Genomic DNA, 19782 nt, shown 5'->3' on the forward strand with positions numbered 1-19782 from the left:
GCCGCGAACCGGCGGGTGCTCCCGCCGGTTCGCGGCGTCCAACCGGTGGTGACGGCCGCCCGGCGAAGCGGTGGGCGGCCGCCCGGCATCAGGCGGGGTCCGGGACGAGGCCGTCCGCGATCAAGCCGGCGAGCACCGCCTCGCCGAGGGTGTGCACGGCGGACTGCGGCCGGACCATGACGGTGAACTCCTTGATCCGGCCGTCCTCGGCGAAGTGCAGCAGGTCGATCCCGTGGACCTCGCGGCCGTTGACGGTCGTCCGGAAGAGCAGCACGGCGGACGGGGCCTCGCCCCCGTCCGTGCTGGTCTCGGCGGCGCCTTCGAAGCGGCCGATGTAGCGGAAGTCCTCGAAGGTCCGCAGCAGGACACCGAGGAGCCCCAGCACCATCGGCCGGCCCTCGAACGGCGTGAACTTCACCGGGCTGAACAGGCGGACGTCCTCGGTGAACAGCTCCTCCACGGCTGCGAGGTCGCGGCTGTCTACGGCAGCGCGGAAACGATCGGCTGCGTTCATGGCTCCTCCGGCTCCTCGGTACTCGGATGCCCGGGCACTCGGGTCGGGTACTCGGGTCGCGGTACTCAGTTGTTACTCAGAAATCTGAGTAGTCAGATTCTTGAGTATCATGGCGAGCGCGGCCCTGCCCAGAGGGCGGCACCGAGGCACCGAGGAGACGGAGGCGGTCCCATGGCCTTGCGCCACGCCGTGCTGGCGGCTCTGCTCGACGCGGAGCTGAGCGGCTACCAACTGGCCAAGTCCTTCAGCGTGGGCGTCGCGAACTTCTGGCACGCGCTGCCCCAGCAGCTCTACGCCGAGCTGGCCCGACTGGAGAAGGAGGGCCTGGTCGCCGGGCGGGAAGTGATCCAGGACACCCGCCCCAACAAGCGCCTGTTCACGGTCACCGGCGCGGGCCTCGCCGAGCTGGAGCGGTTCACGCAGGCCACCGCCAAACCCTCTTTCATGCGCGACGACCTCGTGGTCAAGGTGCATGCCGCCGACCGCGTCGACACCGGAGCGCTCCTCGCGCAGCTCGCCGAACGCGCCGAGGTCGCCCGCGCCAAGACCGTCCTCTTCGGCCAGCTGCTGGAAAAGATGCGCGGCAGCCGCAGCGAGGAGGAGTTCCTCCAACACGGCGAGCGTGTCGGCCCGTACCTGACCTGCCTCGCCGGGATCGCCTACGAGCAGGCCAACGAACAGTGGTGCGAGCGCACCATCACCGTCCTCGCGGAGAGGGGAGCCACCCGTGCCCGCCGCCAGCCCTGAGCCGCACCCCGGACGGCCGGGAGAGCAGCCGCACGAGCGGTACGAGCGCTACGTCGCCCTGGGGGACAGCCAGACCGAAGGCCTCGGCGACGGCGACGACGCCACCGGGCTGCGCGGCTGGGCCGACCGCCTCGCCGAGCAGCTGGCCCGCCACCACCCCGGCCTCCAGTACGCCAACCTCGCGGTCCGCGGCCGCCTCGCCGGGCAGGTGCGGGCCGGGCAGCTGGCCCCCGCCCTCGCGCTGCGCCCCGACCTGGCCACCGTGGTCGCCGGGGTGAACGACCTGTTGCGGCCCCGGTTCGACGCCGACGAGGTGGCCGGCCACCTGGAGGCGGCCTTCGCCGCGCTCACCGCCCAGGGAGCCCGGGTGGCCACCGTGACCTTCCCCGACGTTTCCCGCATCACACCGCTCGCCCGCCCGCTCGCGCCCCGCGTCACCGCCCTGAACCAGCGGATCCGCGAGGCCGCCCACCGCCATGGCGTCGCCGTCGCCGAGACCGCCCACCACCCGGTGGTCACCGACCCGCGCCTGTGGAGCCCGGACCGGCTGCACGCCAGTCCCCTCGGACACGCGCGGATCGCCGCCGCCGTCGCCCAGGCGCTCGCCCTCCCCGGCAGCGATGCTTCCTGGACCAACCCCCTCCCGCCCGTACCGCCCGTGACGCGCAGTCAGGCCGTCGCCGAAGAACTCCGTTGGGCCGCCGGCTTCCTGGGGCCCTGGGTGCTGCGGCGCGTGCGCGGCCGCTCCTCCGGCACCGACCGCACCGCCAAACGCCCACGACTCCTTCCGGTGTGACCGGCACCGTGCGCGGGTCGGGGAGGGGGCCGCGGCTGTGACCGGAGAAAAAGTGGGGTGACCTGCTCCGGAGTAGCTGTTAGGTTCCTCGTGTGCCGAAGCTGAATCAGATCATCGCCGTTGAAAAGGGCGTCAAGTCCAAGTCCCTTCAGGAACTGACCCAGGCCCACCACGACATCCAGAAGCCCGCTCTCCTCGCCGGTATCGCGCGGACCTACCAGCCCAAGGACGAGGAGGGCGAGCAGCTGCCGCCCGAGTCCACGCGGGTCCAGGTCAAGGCCGAGGACGTGCTGCGTGCGACGGCGGCGACCCTGACGCGACTCTTCGACGTCACCGCGACGAAGGACTGGGCGAACCGTACGGCGGCCGCGGACGTCGTCGTCGACGGAACGGTTCTGCTGCCCCAGGTCCCGGTCCCGTACCTGCTCTTCCTGGAGAAGCAGCTCACCGACCTGCACACCTTCGTCCGGAAGCTCCCGGTGCTCGACTCCTCGGAGTCCTGGACCCTCGACCCCTCGACGGACGCCTGGAAGACCGACGCGGTCCGCACGATCCGCACGAAGAAGGTGCCGCGCAACCACGTCAAGGCGGAGGCGACGGACAAGCACCCGGCGCAGGTCGAGGTGTACTACGAGGACGTCGCCGTCGGCTACTGGACGACCGTGAAGTTCTCCGGCGCCCTCCCGGCCCGGCGCGTGAACGAGCTCCTGGACCGGGTGGAGAAGCTCCAGCAGGCCGTCAAGTTCGCCCGTGAGGAAGCCAACGGCGTCGACGTCACCGACCAGAGGGTCGGCGATGCGGTGTTCGGCTACCTGTTCGGGTAACCTCAAGACTCCCTCCTTTTGAGCGGGGAGGGTGCGCGTGAAGCGCAAGCTGAAACTGAAGTTGAAGCTGACCGTGGGGTAACGGTTGGGGGTTCGAATCCCTCCCCCGGCACACGAGCCGGGGTGGCCCAAGTGGTAGAGGCGGCCCCGTAAATCTCAGATTCTCGCTCCAGTCTCAGTATTCGCCGCCGAACACCGGATCGACCGAGCGTGGACGATCATCGATGGATGGGGGTTCAAGTCCCCTCTGTGCCTCTTCGTGGCGCGGTAGTTCAAAGGTAGAACACATCGATCTCAGAATGATCCGCGACTCTTAAACGCCGCCGGTGTGCGCAATTGGGTGGCACACAGGAGCCCGGGAGCTGGACATACTCCCGGGCTCCGTCACACGTGCCGGGGCGGTCGCCCCGTGGAACGGCCCGGCCCCGTCGCGGAATCGGTTCAACCGGCCCGGTGGTGGACGCTGCGCTGCCCGGGGACCGTCTTCAGCCGGGGCGCATCCGTTGCCGGTCCCTCGGGGTCGGGGTTGCGCCGGACCGGCGCCGCCGGCGCCACCGCGAGGAGGGCGATGCAGCCGAGGACCGCGACGAGGATGAGCACCGTGACAAGGGTCATGTTCTTGCCTTTCGCCGGGTACTGAGTGCCTGTCACCAGCTGGTGTAACCGGAATGACGAGCGATAAACACGAAGCGTAGTGACACTTCCGGGTCATGCGCTGCCCGGTCCCTCATTCCGTCAGGTCCCGTACGTAGTCGACACCGGCGAGCGGTCCCCGCAGCACCTCCGGCGGCACCTCCAGCAGCTCCACCAGCTCCGCCGCGTACGGGACCAGCCGGCCGCACGTCGCGGTCAGCTCGCGGCCCAGGCCCGCCGCAGTCGCAGGGGAGAGCAGCCCGGCGGCCGCGTACCAGTCCGCGTGCGGCAGTACGGCCTCCAGCCCCAGCAGGCGGTACAGCCCGGCCCGTACCCCCTCCTCCGCCCCGGCCGGCCCGCCGCCCGGCTCCGGCCGCCACTGCGCGGCCAGCACCTGCATCGTCACGCGCGCCCGGTGGGCCTCCGCGAACGCCTGCGCCGTGTCCAGGTGCGCGTGCCAGGCCTCCGAGGGCTCCTCCCCGGCCTCGGCCGCGACCCGGAAGGCGGCCGCGAGCCGCTCGTACAGCGCCCGCTCCCGGGCCGCCAGGAGCAGGGGCCAGTCCGGCTGCCCGTCCCCGTGCCCGTCCCCGGGCGCCCCGCCGGCCGCGTCCCGCGCCGCGGGCGGCGGTTCGTACGCGTCCCCGGTCACCATGTGCCATGCGGCGTCGAGCAGGATCAACTGGTTGTCGCCGCCCGCCGCGTGGAAGGCGGAGGTGAGCGCCTGGTACTCGATCAGCCGGTTCTCCGAGAAGAAGCCCGCAGCCCCGCAGGCCGCCCGGCAGCGTTCCACCGCCTCGTGGGCCAGCCGGTCCACCGCCACCTTCACCTGCGCGAGTTCCCCCATGACCGCCGGCGGCAGCCCCCGCCCCCGGCCGCCGCCGGGGGGTATCCGCCAGCTCACCTCCGTGACCTGCCGGGCCACCACCGTCGCGGCCAGGGCGCGCGCCGCCGCGCCGAACAGCAGCCGCTGCTGGTTGGGCCGCTGCAGGGCGTGTGCGACGGCACCCCAGCGGTCCACCGTGCGCCGCCGCGCGGCGTGCGGCAGCGCGAGGGCGACACCCGCCCGGGCCACCGCTGCGAGCCCCGCCGTCACCGCCCCCCACGCGAAGCGGCTCCAGCCGGTGCTGCGGGCCGTGCGCAGCCGGGGATCGCCCAGCGGATCGTGGAACTCCCCGCCCGCGGACACGGCGGCCCCGTCGGCGAGCCAGCGGTGGTACGGCACGCGCACCCCGTCGAACCGCACCGCCGCGTAGTCGAGCGGCAGCAGCGAGGTCCGCGGCCTCGGCGTGATCGCGATGCCGTCCGCCGGATCCCCGCCACCGCCGCGCAGCGGTACGAGGAACAGGTGCGTGCCGTGGTCGGTGCCCGACACCCGCAGCCGCGCGCTGACCACGGCCAGCCGGGCCAAACCCGGCATGCCCACGTTGGGCGGGTACTTGGCCGCCGCCGCATCCGGGGAGGTGAGCACGAACTCGCGCGTTACCGGGTCGTACACGGCCTCGGTGCGGATCGCGGTGCTGCTGCTCCCCAGTCCCACCTCGGTCATCAACGCCGCCCCGACCGACCGTCCGGAGGCCAGCTCGGCCACGTCCTCGGCCGAGGCCCCGTGGTCGAGCGCGGGCCCGAGGGTCATGCACTGGTGCAGGAACAGGACGTGGAACAGGGCGGGGTCGACCATGGCCGTCAACTCCAGGAGCGAGCGCAGCCGTGCCCGCTCCGCCGGCCCGCCGGCGAGCAGCGGCACCGGCGAGCCGATCCGGTCGTGGAGGTGGCGCAGCCGCTCGTACGTCCCGACCCACGGCTGCGCCGATCGCGGGGTGCAGTCGTCGAAGATCGGGTCCTCGAACAGCTTCGGGAGGTCCGGGTCGATCACCGTGCGGTCTCCTGCTTCTCCTCGGTGCGGTCATGGTCCCGGTACTGGTCCACGGGGTCGGCGCGGGTGGGGTCGTACGCGTACCGGTCGTGCTCCCAGGCGTCGATCGCCGCGGCGATCTCCGCGGCGTGGTTCTCCATCATCGTGAAGTGGTCCCCGGGCACCTCGCGGACCGTGTGCGGCAGCCGCCAAGCGACGGGCCGACCGATCGGCTCCCGGGCACGGAGCAGCAGGGCGGGCGCGGGCACGTCGAGCGGCTCGGGCCGCCAGCCCCGCAGGATCCGCAGGTAGCGGCCCGTCGCGGTGAGCCGGTTGGTGCCGATCTCCCCGTTCCCGTCCGAGGCGCGCTGACGGCGCTCGGCCGCCGCGAGCAGCAGCGACAGGTCATCGGACGGTGCGGCCCCCTCGTGCCAGGGCGTGTCGATCAACACGAGTCCGGCCACCGGGCGTCCCTGCCGGGCGAGTTGCGCGGCGACCGCCCATGCGATCCACCCGCCGGACGAGTGCCCGCACAGCAGGACCGGCCCGTCGTCCGCACGCTGCGCGAGCGCCCCGAGATGGACGTCCACCAGCGCGCCGAGGTCGGCGGGCAGCGCCTCGCCCGGCCCGAACCCGGGCTGCGGCAGTGCCAGTACGCCGCGCCGCCCGGCGAACTCGGCGGCCAGTCGGGCGTATTCGTGCGGTCCGCCCGTCGGCACCAGTGACGGCAGGCACACCAACGCGGGCACCGCACCGCTGCCGTCACCGCCGCCGGCGAGCCGTACGGGCCGCTGCACCCGGCCGGGGGCCTCCGCCGCGGTGAACGACGGCCGCAGCAGGGAAGCGGTCGCCACCAGTTCCACGGCCACCGCACCGCGGCCGTCCGCCGAGGCCTGCCGGAACAGCTGCGACAGCCCGTCGGGCAGCGGGCCGCCGGGCACCCGGTTCGGGTGCGGGGCCCGGTCCCGGTCGGGGGCCGGGGCCGGCCGCGGGTCGTCGGCGGCCACCACCGGGGCCGTGCCGGACGCCGGTGGGGCGTCCTCCGGCCGGTTGGGCCGGTCCAGTCCGTCCCACAGGTGGCCGGCGAGCCCGCGCGCGGTCGGGTGGTCGAAGACCACGGTCGAGGGCAGGGCCAGGTCCAGGGCGCGGGAGAGCCTTCCCCGGAGCTCCACCGCGGCCAGCGAGCCGGCCCCGAGCTCCAGGAAGGGCCGGTCGGGGTCCACGGAGTCCGCATCACCGTAGCCGAGCACCGCCGCCGCGGACTCCCGTACCAGCGACAGCAGTGCGTCCGCGTCGAGCGGCTCCGCCGCCGGGACGGGCCCCGCCGCCCCGTCCGGCGGCGCAGCCCCGTACCCGGACCCGGCCGGACGTGCCGCAGGTCGGGCGGACAGCCAGTACCGACGGCGTTGGAAGGGATAGGTGGGCAACACGTCGGCCCGGACCGGCCGGGACCCCACGGACACGGCCGACCAGTCGACCCCGACGCCCTGCACCCAGGCCTCGGCGGCCGACAGCAGCAGGCGCCGCACGCCGCCCTCGCCGCGCCGCAGGCTGCCCGTGACCAGGGCGGGCACACCCACCTGCTCCGCCGTCTCCTGGACCGCGTACGTGAGGACGGGGTGCGGGCCGACCTCGACGAAGGTCCGGAAGCCCGCCTCCAGCAGCGTGGCCACGGCGGGCGCGAAGGCCACCGGGCTGCGCAGGTTCCGGTACCAGTACTCCGCGGTGAGCTCCTGCCCGGTGAGCCAGGCCCCGTCGACGGTGGACAGGAACGGTGTCGACACCGCACCCGGCAGGGTCCCGGCCAGGTCCTCGGCCAGTACGGCCTCCAAGGGCTCCACGGCCGCGCAGTGCGAGGCGTAGTCGACGGCCACCTTGCGCGCCCGTACCCCCTCCGCGGCCAGTTCCGCCAGCAGCGCGTCGACCGCCCCGGGGTCCCCGGCGACCACGGACGCGCGCGGGGCGTTCTCCGCGGCGACGGACAGCGTCGGCCCGTTCCGCCCGGCCAGCCGGTCCGCCAGCTCCGGCCCGGGCAGGGACACGGCGGCCATCGCCCCGGCGGGCAGACCGCGTACCGCGCGGGCGCGCAGGGCCACGATCCGGGCGGCCTGCGGCAAGGTCAGCGCGCCCGACACGTACGCGGCGGCGATCTCGCCCTGCGAGTGGCCGAGCACCGCGTCCGGTTCGACCCCGTACGAGCGCCACAGCGCCGTCAGCGACACCATCATCGTGAACAGGGCCGTCTGCGCGACGTCGACCCGGGTCAACGGCGGTCCACCGGCGTCGCCGCGCAGCACCGCCAGGACCGACCAGTCCACGTACGGGGCGAACGCCTCGTCGCAGGCCGCCGCGGCCTCGGCGAAGACGGGGGAGTCCCGTAGCAGTTCGGCACCCATGGCCTCCCACTGGGAGCCCTGGCCCGGGAAGACGAACACCGTCCGGCCGGTCCCCCCGGCCGGCAGCACCCCGGTGACGAGGTCGGGGTTCTCCCGGCCGGCCGCCAGGTCCGCCAGCCCGGCGCGCAGCCGTGCCGCCCGGTCCGCCCCGTGCACCCCGTCCGCCACGACGACGGCACGCCGCCGGAAGGCGGGGTCGTTCGGGGCGCGGTGCACGGCCAGGGCGCGGCCCATTTCCTCCGGACCGGCCCCCGCAGCCGCCTGCCCGAGCCGGGACGCCAGATCGCGCAGCCCGGGTCGGTCCTTCGCGGCCAGGACCCAGGGCACCGCTGCTTCGGCCGCCACCGGAGTCGGAGCCGGGGTCGTCGCCGGATCCGCAGTCGTCGCCGGCTCCGGAGCCGGGTCGGCCGTCGGCGTGGTGTCCTCGGCCGCCGGCTCCTGCAGGATCACGTGCGCGTTGGTTCCGCTGATCCCGAACGCCGAGACGCCCGCCGTCCGTGGGCCGCCGTCCGCGGGCCGCGGCCACGGCCGGGGCGCGTGGAGCAACCGCACGCCGCCCGCCTCCCAGTTCACGTGCGGGGTCGGCTCCTCGGCGTGCAGCGACCGCGGCATCTCCGCGTGCCGCAGCGCCAGGACCGCCTTGATGACGCCGGCGACCCCCGCCGCGGCCTGCGTGTGGCCGATGTTCGACTTGAGCGAGCCCAGCCACAGCGGCCGTTCCGCGTCGCGGCCCCGACCGTACGAGGACAGCAGGGCCTCCGCCTCGATGCGGTCGCCGAGCGGGGTTCCCGTCCCGTGCGCCTCCACCAGGTCCACGTCGGCCGGCGTGAGGCCCGCGTCGGCCAGGGCCAACCGCACGACATCCCGCTGGGCGGGGCCGCTCGGCGCGGACAGCCCGTTGCTGGCCCCGTCCTGGTTGACCGCCGAGCCGGACAGCACTGCCAGGACGGGCCGGCCCGCCCGGCGGGCGTCCGACAGCCGCTCCAGTACGAGGATCCCGGCGCCCTCCGACCAGCCGGCCCCGTCCGCCGAGGCGGAGAACGCGCGGCAGCGGCCGTCCGGGGACAGGGCGCCCTGCCGGCTGAAGTCCACGAATGACGCCGGGGTCGACATCACCGTCGCCCCGCCGGCCAGCGCCAGCGAGCACTCGCCCCGCAGCAGTGCCTGTCGTGCCAGGTGCAGGGCCACCAGGGAGGCGGAGCAGGCCGTGTCGACGGTGATCGCCGGCCCGGTCAGCCCGAGGGTGTAGGCGATGCGCCCGGCCGCCACGCTGGAGGCGTTGCCCGTCAGCAGCAGCCCGTCGTGCAGGGCGGGCGCCTCCTGGAGGCGGGGCGCGTAGTCGGAGGACATCAGCCCGACGAACACGGCGGCGGGGGAGTCGCGCAACGCGGACGGTGGGATCCCGGCCCGTTCCAGTGCCTCCCAGGTGGTCTCCAGCAGCAGCCGCTGCTGCGGGTCCATGGCCAGGGCCTCGCGGGGCGACAGGCCGAAGAACTCCGCGTCGAAGTCCGCGGCGCCCTCCAAGAAGCCGCCGTGGCGCACGTACGAGGTGCCGGGCCGGTTCCGGTCGGCGTCGTGGAGGTGGTCGAGGTCCCAGCCGCGGTCCGCCGGGAAGGGCCCCACGGTCTCGTCGCCCTCGACCAGCAGGCGCCACAGGTCCTCGGGCGAGGCGATGCCGCCGGGGAAGCGGCAGCCGATGCCGACCACGGCCACGGCGTCCGCCTCCGTGCCCCCTGCGGCCCCTACCGGGCCCGTGACCGGGCCGGGGACCGCCGCGGGTGTCCCGGCGGCGCTTCCCGCCGCCCCGGTCGCGAGGCCCACCAGGTGTCGGGCCAGGTGCCCGGGCGTCGGATGGTCGAACACCGCCGTCGTGGACAGCGCCATCCCGGTACGCTCCCCGAGCCCGGACGCCAGGCGCACCGCGCCCAGCGAGTCGAGGCCGGCCGAGCGGAAGCTCACCCCGGTGTCCGCCTGCGCCAGCCGGGCACCGCCCACTGCCGCCGCCTGCTCCCGCACCAGCGCCAACGCCGCGTCCAGGGCGGCCCGTTCGGGCAAACCGGCGATCCGCTGCGCCCAGGACGGAACCGCCTCCCGGGCCGGCTGCGCCAGCAGCGCCGCCAGCCGGCCGCGGGCGACCTTCCGCGTCGGGGTGACGGGAACGGCGTCCACGACCACGAGTTCCAGCGGCCACTTGTACGCGGCGACGCCCCGGGCCGCGAGGTGCGCCCGCACCTCCTCCAGGGTGAGCCGGGCACCGGGCCTCAACTGGGCCAGCAGCACCGGGTATTCGCCGAGCCGCTCGTCGGCCCGCCCGGCGACCGCCGCGTTCGCCAGCTGCGGCAGGTCGGCGAGCAGCGCCTCCACCTCGGACGCGCTGAACTTCAGCCCGCCGACGTTGATCCGCTCCGCCTGCCGGCCCCGGTAGCCGATCGTCCCGTCCTCGTACCGGCACGCCAGGTCGCCGGTGCGCAGCCAGCCGTCGGCGGTCATGGCCGCGGCGGTGGCCTCCGGGTCGGCGAGGTAGCCGCGGAACAGCGACGGCCCCCGGAACTGGAGCTCCCCGGTCTCCCCGGCCGGGCACGGGGCGCCGTCCTCGCCGACGACCCGGACCCGGCCCTCGCCCACCGGCCGCCCGATGCTGCGGGCGGCGACCTCCGGCGGGTCGTCGGGGGCGGTGCTCAGACCGGCCCCGACCTCCGACATGCCCCACTGGACGACGGTCGCGGCGCCCAGGATCCGGCGCACGCCGGCCACCAGCGCCGCCGGCACGGCCGCCCCGCCCGTCCGGACCTCCCGCAGCGCGGCCACCGGCCCGGGGGTCTCCGCCTCCACCAGGTCGCGCAGCTGGGCCGGTACGGCGAACAGCACGCTCGCCCGGGTCGCGGCCGCCAGCTCGCGGAAGGCGTCGGCGTCCCAGCGGGGCAGCAGCGCCTGCCGGCCGCCGGCGATGAGGGAGAGGTGCACGGAGAACAGGCCGAACAGGTGCGTGAAGGGGCTCGCACAGACGAGTACGTCCTCGGCGGAGGACCGGCCCTCGACGGCGGTGACTGTGGCGTTGCCGAGCAGGCCGCCGTGCGTGTGGATGCAGATCTTGGGGCGGGCGGAGGTGGTGCCCGAGGACGGCATGAGCACCAGCGGCATGTCGGGGGTGACCTCGACGGGGTGTGGGGCGAGCCCGCGCCGTTCCCGTACGAGCTCCTCGTACGAGCCGGGCCCGGGCCCGGCCGGCGGGGCTTCGGGACCGACCGGGATCAGGAACTCCAGGGCGGGCAGCTCCGTCCGGGCGGGCGGCTGGGCGGCGGCCGGGAGGATCAGGGCCCGTGCCGCGGTGCGCTGCAGCAGGGCGGCCACCTCGCGGGTGCCGAGCGTGCTGTGCAGGGGCAGGAGCACCGCGCCGACGGCGGCGATGCCCACGTGCGCGACCAGGAAGGCCCAGGAATTGGGCAGTTGGGCGGCCACCACGTCGCCGGGCCGGATCCCCAGGTCCTGCAGGGCGCGGCCGAACGCGTCGGCGTCCGTGCGCCAGTCCTGCCAGGACCGGTTGTCGTCCGCATCCGGGGCGACCACGGCGGTGTCGTCGCCGCGGGCCGTGACCGCGGCCGCGAACACCTCCGGCAGGGTCGGCCGGGGGGTCGTCCAGCCGTCGGGGCCGTCCGGTGCGGGCGTGGTCAGGTAGTCGTGGGCGTGGAGGGCCATCTACGCGTGCTCCGAACGGGTAGGGGCGGGCAGGGTGGTGGTGGGGCGGCGGCGGGCCCGCAGTAGCGACCCGTCGAGCGGCAGGGGCAGGCTGTCCACGAGGTCGAACCCGGCCTCGGCGAGCAGACTGCGGTAGTGGTCGAGGGTCCGCTCGCGGCCGCCGACGTTGCACAGCATGTGCAGGTTCCAGGCCACGGCCAGGGATTCGGTGCCGTCCGCGGGCAGGAGCCTTTCGAGGACCAGGAGTTCGGCCTCCGCGGGCATCGCGTCGGCGCACCTGCGTAGGATGTCCAGGCAGCGCCCGTCGTCCCAGTCGTGCAGCACGCGGGAGAGGACGTAGACGTCCCCGCCGCCGGGCACGGACCGGGTGAAGTCGCCCGTGACGAAGGTGCACCGGTCCGCGGCCCCCGCCCGTGCCAGCCGCGCCCGCGCCGCGGCCACCACGTGCTCCCGTTCCAGCAGCACACCGCGCAGCCGGGGCGCAGCACCCAGGATCTGCGCCATCAGCTCGCCGTTGCCGCCGGCCACGTCCACGACCACGTCGACCCCGGGCCGGTCGACGACCGCCGGAACCGGGCCGAACATGGGGGAGCTGGCCTGCATCGACTGGTCGAAGACCGTGTCCCAGGGCGGGTTCTGTGCGAACCACGGGAAGTGGTGGGAGCCGAAGTGGTGCAGGAACGCGTCCCCGCCCGTCCGCACCGAGTACAGCAGGCGGCCGAACGACTCGTAGAACGGGCCGCCGTAGATCAGGGCCAGCGGCCGCATCGAGTGCGGGGCGTCCTCGCGCAGGAGCTCGCCGAGCCCGGTGAGCGCGTACGTGTCGCCGTTCGGCCCGTACGGCCCGACCAGCAGCCCGAGCGTCGACAGGTAGCGCAGCAGGCGCCCCAGTCCGTCGGTGTCGGCGCCGACCCGCTCCGCCAGCTCCGCCACCGTGGAGGGGCCCGCGGCGTCGGGGGAGAGCACGTCGAAGACGCCCAGTTCGGCGCCGACGGCGATGGCCTGGGTCTGCCAGGCACCCGTCATCAGCTCCAGCAGCACGCGGGCGGGCTCGCTCCGCACCTGCAGGCGGTGCGCGGAGAGGGCCGCGGCCCGGTGGCCCGGCATGAGCAACTCCAGGCGCCCGTAGGGCGTTCCGCCCGGGGCGGAGGAGCGGAAGTACAGGACCGTGACGTCCTCGTGCGGGTTGTAGCCACCGCCGTCGGGCCGCATGCCCGCCCGCTCGACCAGCAGCTGCCGCAGCCCGGCGAAGACGACCTCGTCGGCGGAGGTGACCCGGAAGGCGACGTGCGCCTCGTTGTGTTCCGCCCGTTCCCGCCGCACCAAGTGGCGCAGGCACACCGCGGACTCGTCCGCCGTGCCGCCACCCGGCCCGGACGCCTCCGGCACGGCCGCCGGCGCTGCTTCCGGCGCTGCTTCCGGCGCGCATTCCGGCGCGGGGAGGCAGAAGACCTCGATCTCGCCCAACTCCCCGTCCCCGGTGCGGACGGCGGCGCGCACGATCGACACCTGCAGTGCCTCCGGCGCGATCCCGTAGCGGGCGCGGAGCCGGTCCCGTACGACGGTACTGGGCATCGGCGCGCCCGCCTTCAGCCCGAGCCCCGCCAGGGCGCGGGGCACGTCCGCCGCCGCCGGCGGGAACACCAGGACGGCCGCGTGCGCGGGCACGCACCACGCGCCCAAGGACTCCCTCTCCCCCTCGCTCAGCGCCGGCGCCAGCGTGCGCAACATCCGGGCGACGGTCCCGGAGGAGCGCACGAGGGCGACGGCCCCGCTGATCGCCGTCAGGTCCGCGGCATCCAAGTCCGCGGCCCCGACCTGCTGTTCCGTCATGCTCTGCCCCTCGGACGGGCGCCCCCCGAAACGGCGCCGGACCAGCGAAACGTATGCTCCGGCAGTCGCCAGGACCCCCAATACCGTGCGGTGTTGTCAGGTCCGACGCCGTAACCCCGTTGCGCGCGGTCGCATGTGACCGGTCCAATTGGTCCGGATCCCGCCGGGAGGAGACGACGGTGACGGCCCTCGCCGAGACCACGGGCGTGCTGCCCGACGCACCGCAACTCCTTCGCGGCGACGACGAGAACAGGGTGCTGCTCGGCCTCCTGCCCGCCCTGCTGCCGGTCCTCGGCGCGGTCCTGCTGCTCCTCTCCGCCGTGCTCTCGACCCTCGTCGCCTTCGTCACCGGCCTGCTCGGAGGCAGCGGCGAGGGGACCGGGCCGGGCTCCTTCTGGGGGCCCGGCATCGGCCCGCTCCTCTCCACCGCCTGCGGGTTCGTCGTCCTGGGCGCGGCCGCCGTGGCCGTGGACGCCTGGCGGACCGGGGCGGCGCCAGGGCCCGGGCGGGGGTTCCGGCCGTTCGGCGCCCGCCGCGCGTTGAACGGCAACCGCGGGCGCAGGAACGGACGTCCGACTTCGCGGGGGTGGTGTGCATGACCGGAGCGGGTACGGGATCAGGATCAGGATCGGGGTCGGGGTCCGGGTCGGGTTCAGGGCCGGCTCCGGGACCGGCGCCGGGGTCCCGGGCGGGGGCGTGGGTGTCGGCCGCCGCGGTGCCGCTCCTCGCCGCGGGGGCCGTCTACGGCTGGGCCCACTGGTGCTTCACCGGGACTTCCGCACCGTCCACCGGCATCGCGTTCGCGGGCGGCGGGACACTGATCGCCCTGGTCTGCGCCGTCTACTGGACGGTCGTCGAAGGCACCCGCGGGTTCTTCGGAGCGCTCGTGCTGGCCCTGGCACTGCTGGCGACCGTGGCCGCCGCCGACCGGGTGGCGGCCCGCAGCGAGGTCGCCCTCTGCGTCGTCCGCGCGGTCGACAGCACCGTCCAGCAGTCGTACGGCGAGGGCGGCCCCGAGCCGAAGACCGTCCACCGCCACACCCTGGACTGTCCCGGCGGGTACCCGTCCGAGCTGAAGGACGACCGGCGCGCCGCCCCGGCCGGAGGGGAGGTCCGCGTCGCCTACGACCCGCGCCGGCGGGTGGCGCCGGAGGTCGAGGGCCGCACCTCGCCGTGGGCCTCGACCGTGTGCGCCCTGCTGCTCCTCGGCGTCGCCACGGTGATCGCCGCGAGCCGACGGCGTGCGGAGGTCCCGGACGCCTGACGGGCGGCCGGGCGGGCGGCCGGGCGGGCGGGTGGGTTTGCCGCTGGGGCGCCGGGGCAGGCGCGGGCCGTGAGCGTTCCGCCACTCAGGAGTGTCGTCATGAATGCGAACACTGCCCCGTCGGACCCGGACGCCGCGGACCTCCCGGACGCCCCGCCCCGGGCGCCGGGCTCGCCGCCCTCGTCCGACCCGCCGAAATCCCCCGACCTGCCGCCACCTCCCGACGCCCCGTCGGAACAGCCGGAGCCGGCCCCGCCGCCGGAGCCCGGCCGTGAGCCCGCTCGGGAGCCCCGGCCGGACGAACCACCCGACTGACCCCTCGCCCGTATTCCGCGTCCCCGTCCGGCCCGGTCGGGCAGGATGCGGACATACGATCGAGGGGAACCCGATGACCGACCCGAACGTCCTGAACGACGCGCACACCGCGCACACCGCGAACGACGCGCACACCGCGAACGACCCGAACGACCCGAACGGCCCGGCCGCTGCGGCCGGGACACCGGTCCCGCCCCCATATCCCGTCCGGACCGCGCGACTCGCGCTGCGGCCCGTGCGCGCCGACGACCTCGACGCGATCCACGCCCACCGGTCCCTCCCCGAGGTCGCGCGGCACCTCCCGCACGCACCGCACACCCGCGAGGACACACGACAGACCCTGGAGCGCATGATCGCCGGAGAGGCGCTCGCCGAGCCCGGCGACTGGCTCGACCTGGCGGTCGAGACCGGGGACGGGCGGGTCGTCGGCGAGGTCCTGCTCAAGCGGGACGGACGGGCCCCGCGGACCGGCGAGATCGGCTTCGTCTTCCACCCGGACGTGCACGGCAGCGGGATCCCGACGGAGGCCGTCACGGTCGCCCTGGAGCTGGCCTTCGACACCTTCGCATGGCACCGGGTCTTCGGCGTCTGCACCGTGCAGAACACGGCGTCGGCGGCGCTGATGCGCCGCGTCGGCATGCGCCACGAGGCCGTCGCCCGCCAGGACGTCCACCGCAAGGGCTCCTGGCACAGCACCTCGCAGTTCGCCGTCCTCGCCGCCGAATGGCGCCGGGGCGGGCCGCGCCCGGCGGACGAGAAGGCCGTCGACGGGCTCACCGCACAGTTCTACGCGGCCTTCACCCGCAGCGGGGGAGGGCCGGTCGTGCTGGACGCCGCCCGCGCGGTGCTCGCACCCGATGCGGTGATCGAGCGGGTGGCCGAGGACGGCTCCGTCCACCGGATGGACGTGGACGCCTTCCTCGAACCCCGCGAGGCGCTGCTCAACGGGGCGGAACTGACCGACTTCACCGAGGTCGAGGTCGCCGCCACGACCCTGGTGGCGGACGGACGCGCAACCCGCTCCGGCCAGTACTTCAAGTGGGGTGTGCGGGACGGCGTCCCCTTCTCCGCCTGGGGCCGCAAGACCTTCCGGTTCGGCACCGCGTCCGGCACCTGGCGCATCGAGTCCTTCACCTGGACCGACGAACCCGAGACGGCGGTCGACGCCTGAACCGCCGGGGTGCCCGGGCCCCCGGCGGCCCGCGCCGGCCCGGGGCACCCGGCCCCCGCCCGCACCTACCGCGTGGGGGCGGGGGACGGCAGCCCCCGGCCGCGCCGCTACTGCTTGTTCTTCGACAGGTCTTCCTGGAAGGCCTTGGCGCACGTCGGGCCGTTGTCCGTGGCGACGAACTGGACGACCAGCAGCGCCCCGGCCTTGCCCGCGTGGCTCGCCTTCACCGTCCAGCCGCTCTTGTCGAGCGACTTGATCACCGATCCCTGCTGGTCGAGGGTCCGCGACTCCTTCCAACCGCCCTTGGCCAGGGCGGCGACCGTGTCGTCGTAGGACTTCTTCGAGTCGGTGGCCTTCTTGGCGTCGGCCACCCAGGAGACCATGCAGGACTTGAGGTTCGCCGGCACGTCGTCCCCGGACTTCTGCGCGTAGCCGGCCCCCGTGGCCGCGGTGTCGATCTCCTTCTTCACCGCCGCGGCGTCCAAGGTCCCGCCCGACTCCTTGCCCGTCGCCGGGGCGGAAGCCGGGGCCGGGGAACCGGACGTGGCCGCCCCCGCCCCCTTGCCCTGGTCCGTGCCGCCCTCACTGCCACAGCCCGCGACCAACAGCACCACACCGGCAGCCGCGGCCGCCCACTTCGCCTTGCGCACTACTCTCCCCAGATCGGCAAACTTGCGCACGCGGGCCGGAGCCCCCGTGATCAAGGAGGGAGTCTGCCACGCCGCACCGGCCACGCCCGTCAGGCACGCGGACGCACCTGAGAACTCCCCGTCCGCGTCGGCCACTTCCCCGACCGGGCGGGCCCCCTCACCCCACCACGAGATCGGCGCGCGACCGGCCCGGTGCGATCAGGCGGGCGTTCGCCTCGTCCGAGCGGGCGACCCACTCGCGCGCGTACGCCTCCTCCTTGCCGTGCCGGACGTGCCGGTCGACCAGCCGCCGTACCCGCAACCCGTCCTCGGGGGCCAGGAACCACACTTCGTCGAGCAGCGGACGCACCGCCGCCCACGGCCCCGCCTCGTACAGCAGGTAGTTCCCCTCGGTGATCACCAGCGGTACGCCGGGCCCCACCGGGATGCTCCCGGCCACCGGTTCCTCCAGCGCCCGGTCGAACGCCGGCGCGTAGACCACCTCCGGGGCGCAGTCGCGCAGCCGGCGCAGCAGGGCCGCGTACCCCACCGCATCGAAGGTGTCCGGAGCCCCCTTGCGGTCGGCACGGCCCAGGCGCACCAACTCGGCCTGCGCCAAGTGGAACCCGTCCATCGGCACGACTGACGCGAGGCCCGGCCCGAGGAGCCGGGCGAGGTGTCCGGCCAGCGTGGACTTGCCCGCCCCGGGGGCGCCTGCGATCCCCAGGATCCGGCGCCCGCCCGCCCCGGCCAGTCGGCGGGCCCGCCCTTCCAACTCTGCCATGTCCATCCGCCCATCCTCCCCGACCTGGGCAAGGCCGCCGTCCGCGGTAGTGTCCGTCCCCGACCGGGGGGAAGGGATACGGAGCGGAAGACCAGCGGGCGACAGCACAGCAGGCGAGACCTGCCGGGAGAAGGGGAGTGATCCATGGCGGAGTTGCGCATCGGAGTCCTCGGGTACGGCCTGCGCGGCAGCCTCGCGCACGTCGCGCACCGGCCCGGCCGGGGGGCGGCCGTGACCGCCGTCGCAGAACCGGACCCCCGGGCCCGCGCCGCCGCAGCCGTCGCCCTCCCCGGCGCCCGGATCCACGCCGGCCACCGCGAGGTCCTCGACGACCCCGACATCGACGCCGTGCTCGTCCTGACCCCCGACCACACGCACGCCGACCTCGGCTGCCAGGCCCTACTGGGCGGCAAGCCCGCCTTCGTCGAGAAACCCCTCGACATCACCGTCGAGCGCTGCGACCACGTCCTGCGCACCGCCCGCCGTACCGGCACCCGCCTGTACGTGGGACACAACATGCGGCACATGCCGGTGGTCCGGCTCATGCGCGGGCTCGTCGCGCAGGGTGTGGTCGGCGAGGTCAAGACGGTGTGGGTGCGACACTTCGTCGGCCACGGCGGCGACTGGTACTTCAAGGACTGGCACGCCGAACGCCGCTGCACCAACGGTCTGCTGCTGCAGAAGGCCGCCCACGACATAGACGTCCTGCACTGGCTGGCGGGCTCGTACGCACAGGACGTCCAGGCATTGGGCGACCTGATGGTCTACGGAGCCAACCCGCACCGCCGGGCCCCGGGCGAGCCCAAGACGGCGGACTGGTACGCCGCGGACGGCCACTGGCCGCCGCACACCCAGCGCGCGCTGAACCCGGTCATCGACGTGGAGGACGTCTCCCTCGTCAACCTCCGTCTCGCCAACGGGGTCCTCGCCGCCTACCAGCAGTGCCACTTCACCCCGGACTACTGGCGCAACTACACGGTGATCGGGGACGCCGGGCGCCTGGAGAACTTCGGCGACGGACCGGGGAGCACGGTCAAGGTGTGGAACGCACGGCGCTCCGGGTACCGCGCCGAGCCCGATGCCGAGTTCACCGTCCCGCAGACCGCGGGCACCGGCGGGCACGGAGGCGCGGACACGCTCCTGATCGACGAGTTCCTGCGCTTCGCACGCGAGGGCGGTACGACGGACACCTCGCCCGTGGCGGCCCGGATGGCCGTGGCCGCAGGCTGCGCCGCGACCGCGTCGCTGCGCGACGGCGGCACCCCGCGCCGCGTCGACCCGCCGGACGCGGACCTGGTCGCGTACTTCGAGCGGGCCCAGCGGCCCGCCGACTGAACGGCGGTTCCCGGACGGGGCCGCACGCCCAGCCGAACCGCCGATCAGCGGCGCGGCACGCCGGCCACGACCTGCTCGGCCCCGACCCGCTCGGCCCCGACGCGCCCGGCCCCAACGGCTCGGGTCCTGCCACGGGTTCGGCCTCGGCGGTGCCGCGCCCGCCGCACCGCCGGGTTTGACGAACACCAGCCCGCATGGCGTCTTGCTCTGCAGCACCGCGCGTGCCGGGGAGGCGGCGTCCGCGACGAACGGCCCGGTCCCACGGCGGAAACCGTGTTGGCGGGGTTCGGGTGGATCTGGCAGCGTGTCGGGAGATGAGTGACCAACCGCACCCGCACGACTTCCTCCACGCACCCCACGACTCCCTCGAAGGACTCCTCCAACGCGGCCGCGGCCTCGGCGCGGTCAGGGCCGGCCGCGCCCCCGGCGCCGCCACCCCGTTCGTGTACGACGCCGTCCGCCGCGACCTGCGGTGGGACTCGACCGACGACCGCTCCCTCTACACCGCGCGGCTGCTCCGGGACCTGCGCCTGCCCCTGCGGCCGGTCCTCGAAGCGCTGGCCGGTGAGGAGGACACCTGCCTGCGGGCAGCCGAAGTCCTGGAACTCCTCGCCGTCTCCGGCTCCACCGAGGCCCGCGGGGGACTCCGCGACCACATCCGCGAGGGCGAGCACTGGGTCGAGGTCCTGCAATCGGTCGCCAGCCGCTGGCCCGATGAGTGGTGGAGCGATCTCGGCGACACCGCGCGCCGACGGGCCCGGGCGCTGCCCGAGCCGCCGTGGCCCGGGGCGCCGTGGAAGCGGTTCGGCGTCCCCACCGTGGCGGTGGACCCGCCGCGGCCGCCTGATCGGCGGTCTGCGGTCGAGCTGCTCGCCGAGGCGGGCGACCCCGACGCGGCCCTCGGCGACCGGATCTGCGCCCTGCGCCTGCTCGGCGGCCCGCATCACAAACCCGAGCCCACCCTCCTCGCCATGGTGCCGGACATGGCCCATC

Annotated in this window: 14 protein-coding genes and 1 pseudogene; 8 read left to right on the top strand and 7 right to left on the bottom strand. The window is 74.9% G+C overall.

Annotation, left to right across the window (positions count from 1 at the left end):
• Window positions 1-88: 88 nt before the first annotated feature.
• Window positions 89-514, bottom strand: coding sequence for a nuclear transport factor 2 family protein (locus ACFV7Q_RS33330; protein WP_385434345.1), 426 nt, complete (start codon window positions 512-514; stop codon window positions 89-91).
• 171 nt (window positions 515-685) lie between these two features.
• Between ACFV7Q_RS33330 and ACFV7Q_RS33335 the strand changes: the two genes are divergently transcribed.
• The 3 genes from ACFV7Q_RS33335 (at window position 686) to ACFV7Q_RS33345 (ending at window position 2881) form a co-directional block, all read left to right on the top strand.
• Window positions 686-1261, top strand: coding sequence for a PadR family transcriptional regulator (locus ACFV7Q_RS33335; RefSeq protein ID WP_385434347.1), 576 nt, complete (start codon window positions 686-688; stop codon window positions 1259-1261).
• Entirely contained in the window at window positions 1242-2057 is an 816-nt protein-coding gene (locus ACFV7Q_RS33340; RefSeq protein WP_385434349.1) for an SGNH/GDSL hydrolase family protein, read from the top strand. The genes ACFV7Q_RS33335 and ACFV7Q_RS33340 overlap by 20 nt, the downstream gene beginning before the upstream one ends.
• A 92-nt stretch (window positions 2058-2149) precedes the next feature.
• Window positions 2150-2881, top strand: a complete 732-nt coding sequence (locus ACFV7Q_RS33345) for a hypothetical protein (protein ID WP_385434351.1) — start codon at window positions 2150-2152, stop codon at window positions 2879-2881.
• 441 nt (window positions 2882-3322) lie between these two features.
• Here ACFV7Q_RS33345 and ACFV7Q_RS33350 read toward each other — a convergent pair whose 3' ends face one another.
• From ACFV7Q_RS33350 to ACFV7Q_RS33365, 4 genes are all read right to left on the bottom strand, one after another.
• Window positions 3323-3496: a hypothetical protein gene (locus ACFV7Q_RS33350; RefSeq protein ID WP_385434352.1), complete on the bottom strand. Its 174-nt coding sequence runs from the start codon at window positions 3494-3496 to the stop codon at window positions 3323-3325.
• Between the two features lie 112 nt (window positions 3497-3608).
• The gene (locus tag ACFV7Q_RS33355; RefSeq protein ID WP_385434354.1) at window positions 3609-5387 is read right to left on the bottom strand and encodes a hypothetical protein; all 1779 of its coding nucleotides are present in this window, start codon (window positions 5385-5387) and stop codon (window positions 3609-3611) included.
• A complete protein-coding gene (locus ACFV7Q_RS33360) occupies window positions 5384-11458 on the bottom strand; it encodes an alpha/beta fold hydrolase (RefSeq protein WP_385434356.1) in 6075 nt (2024 codons plus the stop codon). Before ACFV7Q_RS33360 ends, ACFV7Q_RS33355 begins: the two co-directional genes overlap by 4 nt.
• Complete coding sequence (locus ACFV7Q_RS33365; RefSeq protein ID WP_385434358.1) at window positions 11459-13291, bottom strand: methyltransferase; 1833 nt, start codon at window positions 13289-13291, stop codon at window positions 11459-11461. It lies immediately after the preceding gene.
• A gap of 179 nt (window positions 13292-13470) precedes the next feature.
• On the opposite strand from ACFV7Q_RS33365, the gene ACFV7Q_RS33370 reads away from it, so the two are divergent.
• The 3 genes from ACFV7Q_RS33370 (at window position 13471) to ACFV7Q_RS33380 (ending at window position 16041) form a co-directional block, all read left to right on the top strand.
• Entirely contained in the window at window positions 13471-13890 is a 420-nt protein-coding gene (locus ACFV7Q_RS33370) for a hypothetical protein (protein ID WP_385434360.1), read from the top strand.
• A 101-nt stretch (window positions 13891-13991) separates the two neighbouring features.
• A complete protein-coding gene (locus ACFV7Q_RS33375) occupies window positions 13992-14555 on the top strand; it encodes a hypothetical protein (RefSeq protein WP_385434362.1) in 564 nt (187 codons plus the stop codon).
• Window positions 14556-14943: 388 nt separating this feature from the next.
• Window positions 14944-16041: a GNAT family N-acetyltransferase gene (locus ACFV7Q_RS33380; RefSeq protein WP_385434365.1), complete on the top strand. Its 1098-nt coding sequence runs from the start codon at window positions 14944-14946 to the stop codon at window positions 16039-16041.
• Window positions 16042-16148: 107 nt separating this feature from the next.
• Here the strand turns inward: ACFV7Q_RS33380 and ACFV7Q_RS33385 are convergent, their stop codons facing one another.
• Together ACFV7Q_RS33385 and ACFV7Q_RS33390 are read right to left on the bottom strand one after the other, a co-directional pair.
• Window positions 16149-16691 carry a hypothetical protein gene (locus tag ACFV7Q_RS33385; protein ID WP_385434367.1) on the bottom strand — a complete coding sequence of 181 codons (543 nt, stop codon included), beginning with the start codon at window positions 16689-16691 and terminating at the stop codon, window positions 16149-16151.
• 157 nt (window positions 16692-16848) lie between these two features.
• Window positions 16849-17460 (bottom strand): nucleoside/nucleotide kinase family protein, encoded by a 612-nt coding sequence (locus ACFV7Q_RS33390; RefSeq protein WP_385434369.1) that lies wholly within the window; start codon window positions 17458-17460, stop codon window positions 16849-16851.
• Between the two features lie 138 nt (window positions 17461-17598).
• Here ACFV7Q_RS33390 and ACFV7Q_RS33395 point away from each other — a divergent pair, with 138 nt between their 5' ends.
• Together ACFV7Q_RS33395 and ACFV7Q_RS33400 are read left to right on the top strand one after the other, a co-directional pair.
• On the top strand, window positions 17599-18789 hold the full coding sequence (locus ACFV7Q_RS33395; RefSeq protein WP_385434371.1) for a Gfo/Idh/MocA family protein: 1191 nt from the start codon (window positions 17599-17601) through the stop codon (window positions 18787-18789).
• Window positions 18790-19103: 314 nt separating this feature from the next.
• Window positions 19104-19782, top strand: a pseudogene (locus tag ACFV7Q_RS33400) (hypothetical protein); the annotation flags it as partial.

It is taken from the genome of Streptomyces sp. NPDC059851 (assembly GCF_042732005.1).
Classification (GTDB): Bacteria; Actinomycetota; Actinomycetes; order Streptomycetales; family Streptomycetaceae; genus Streptomyces.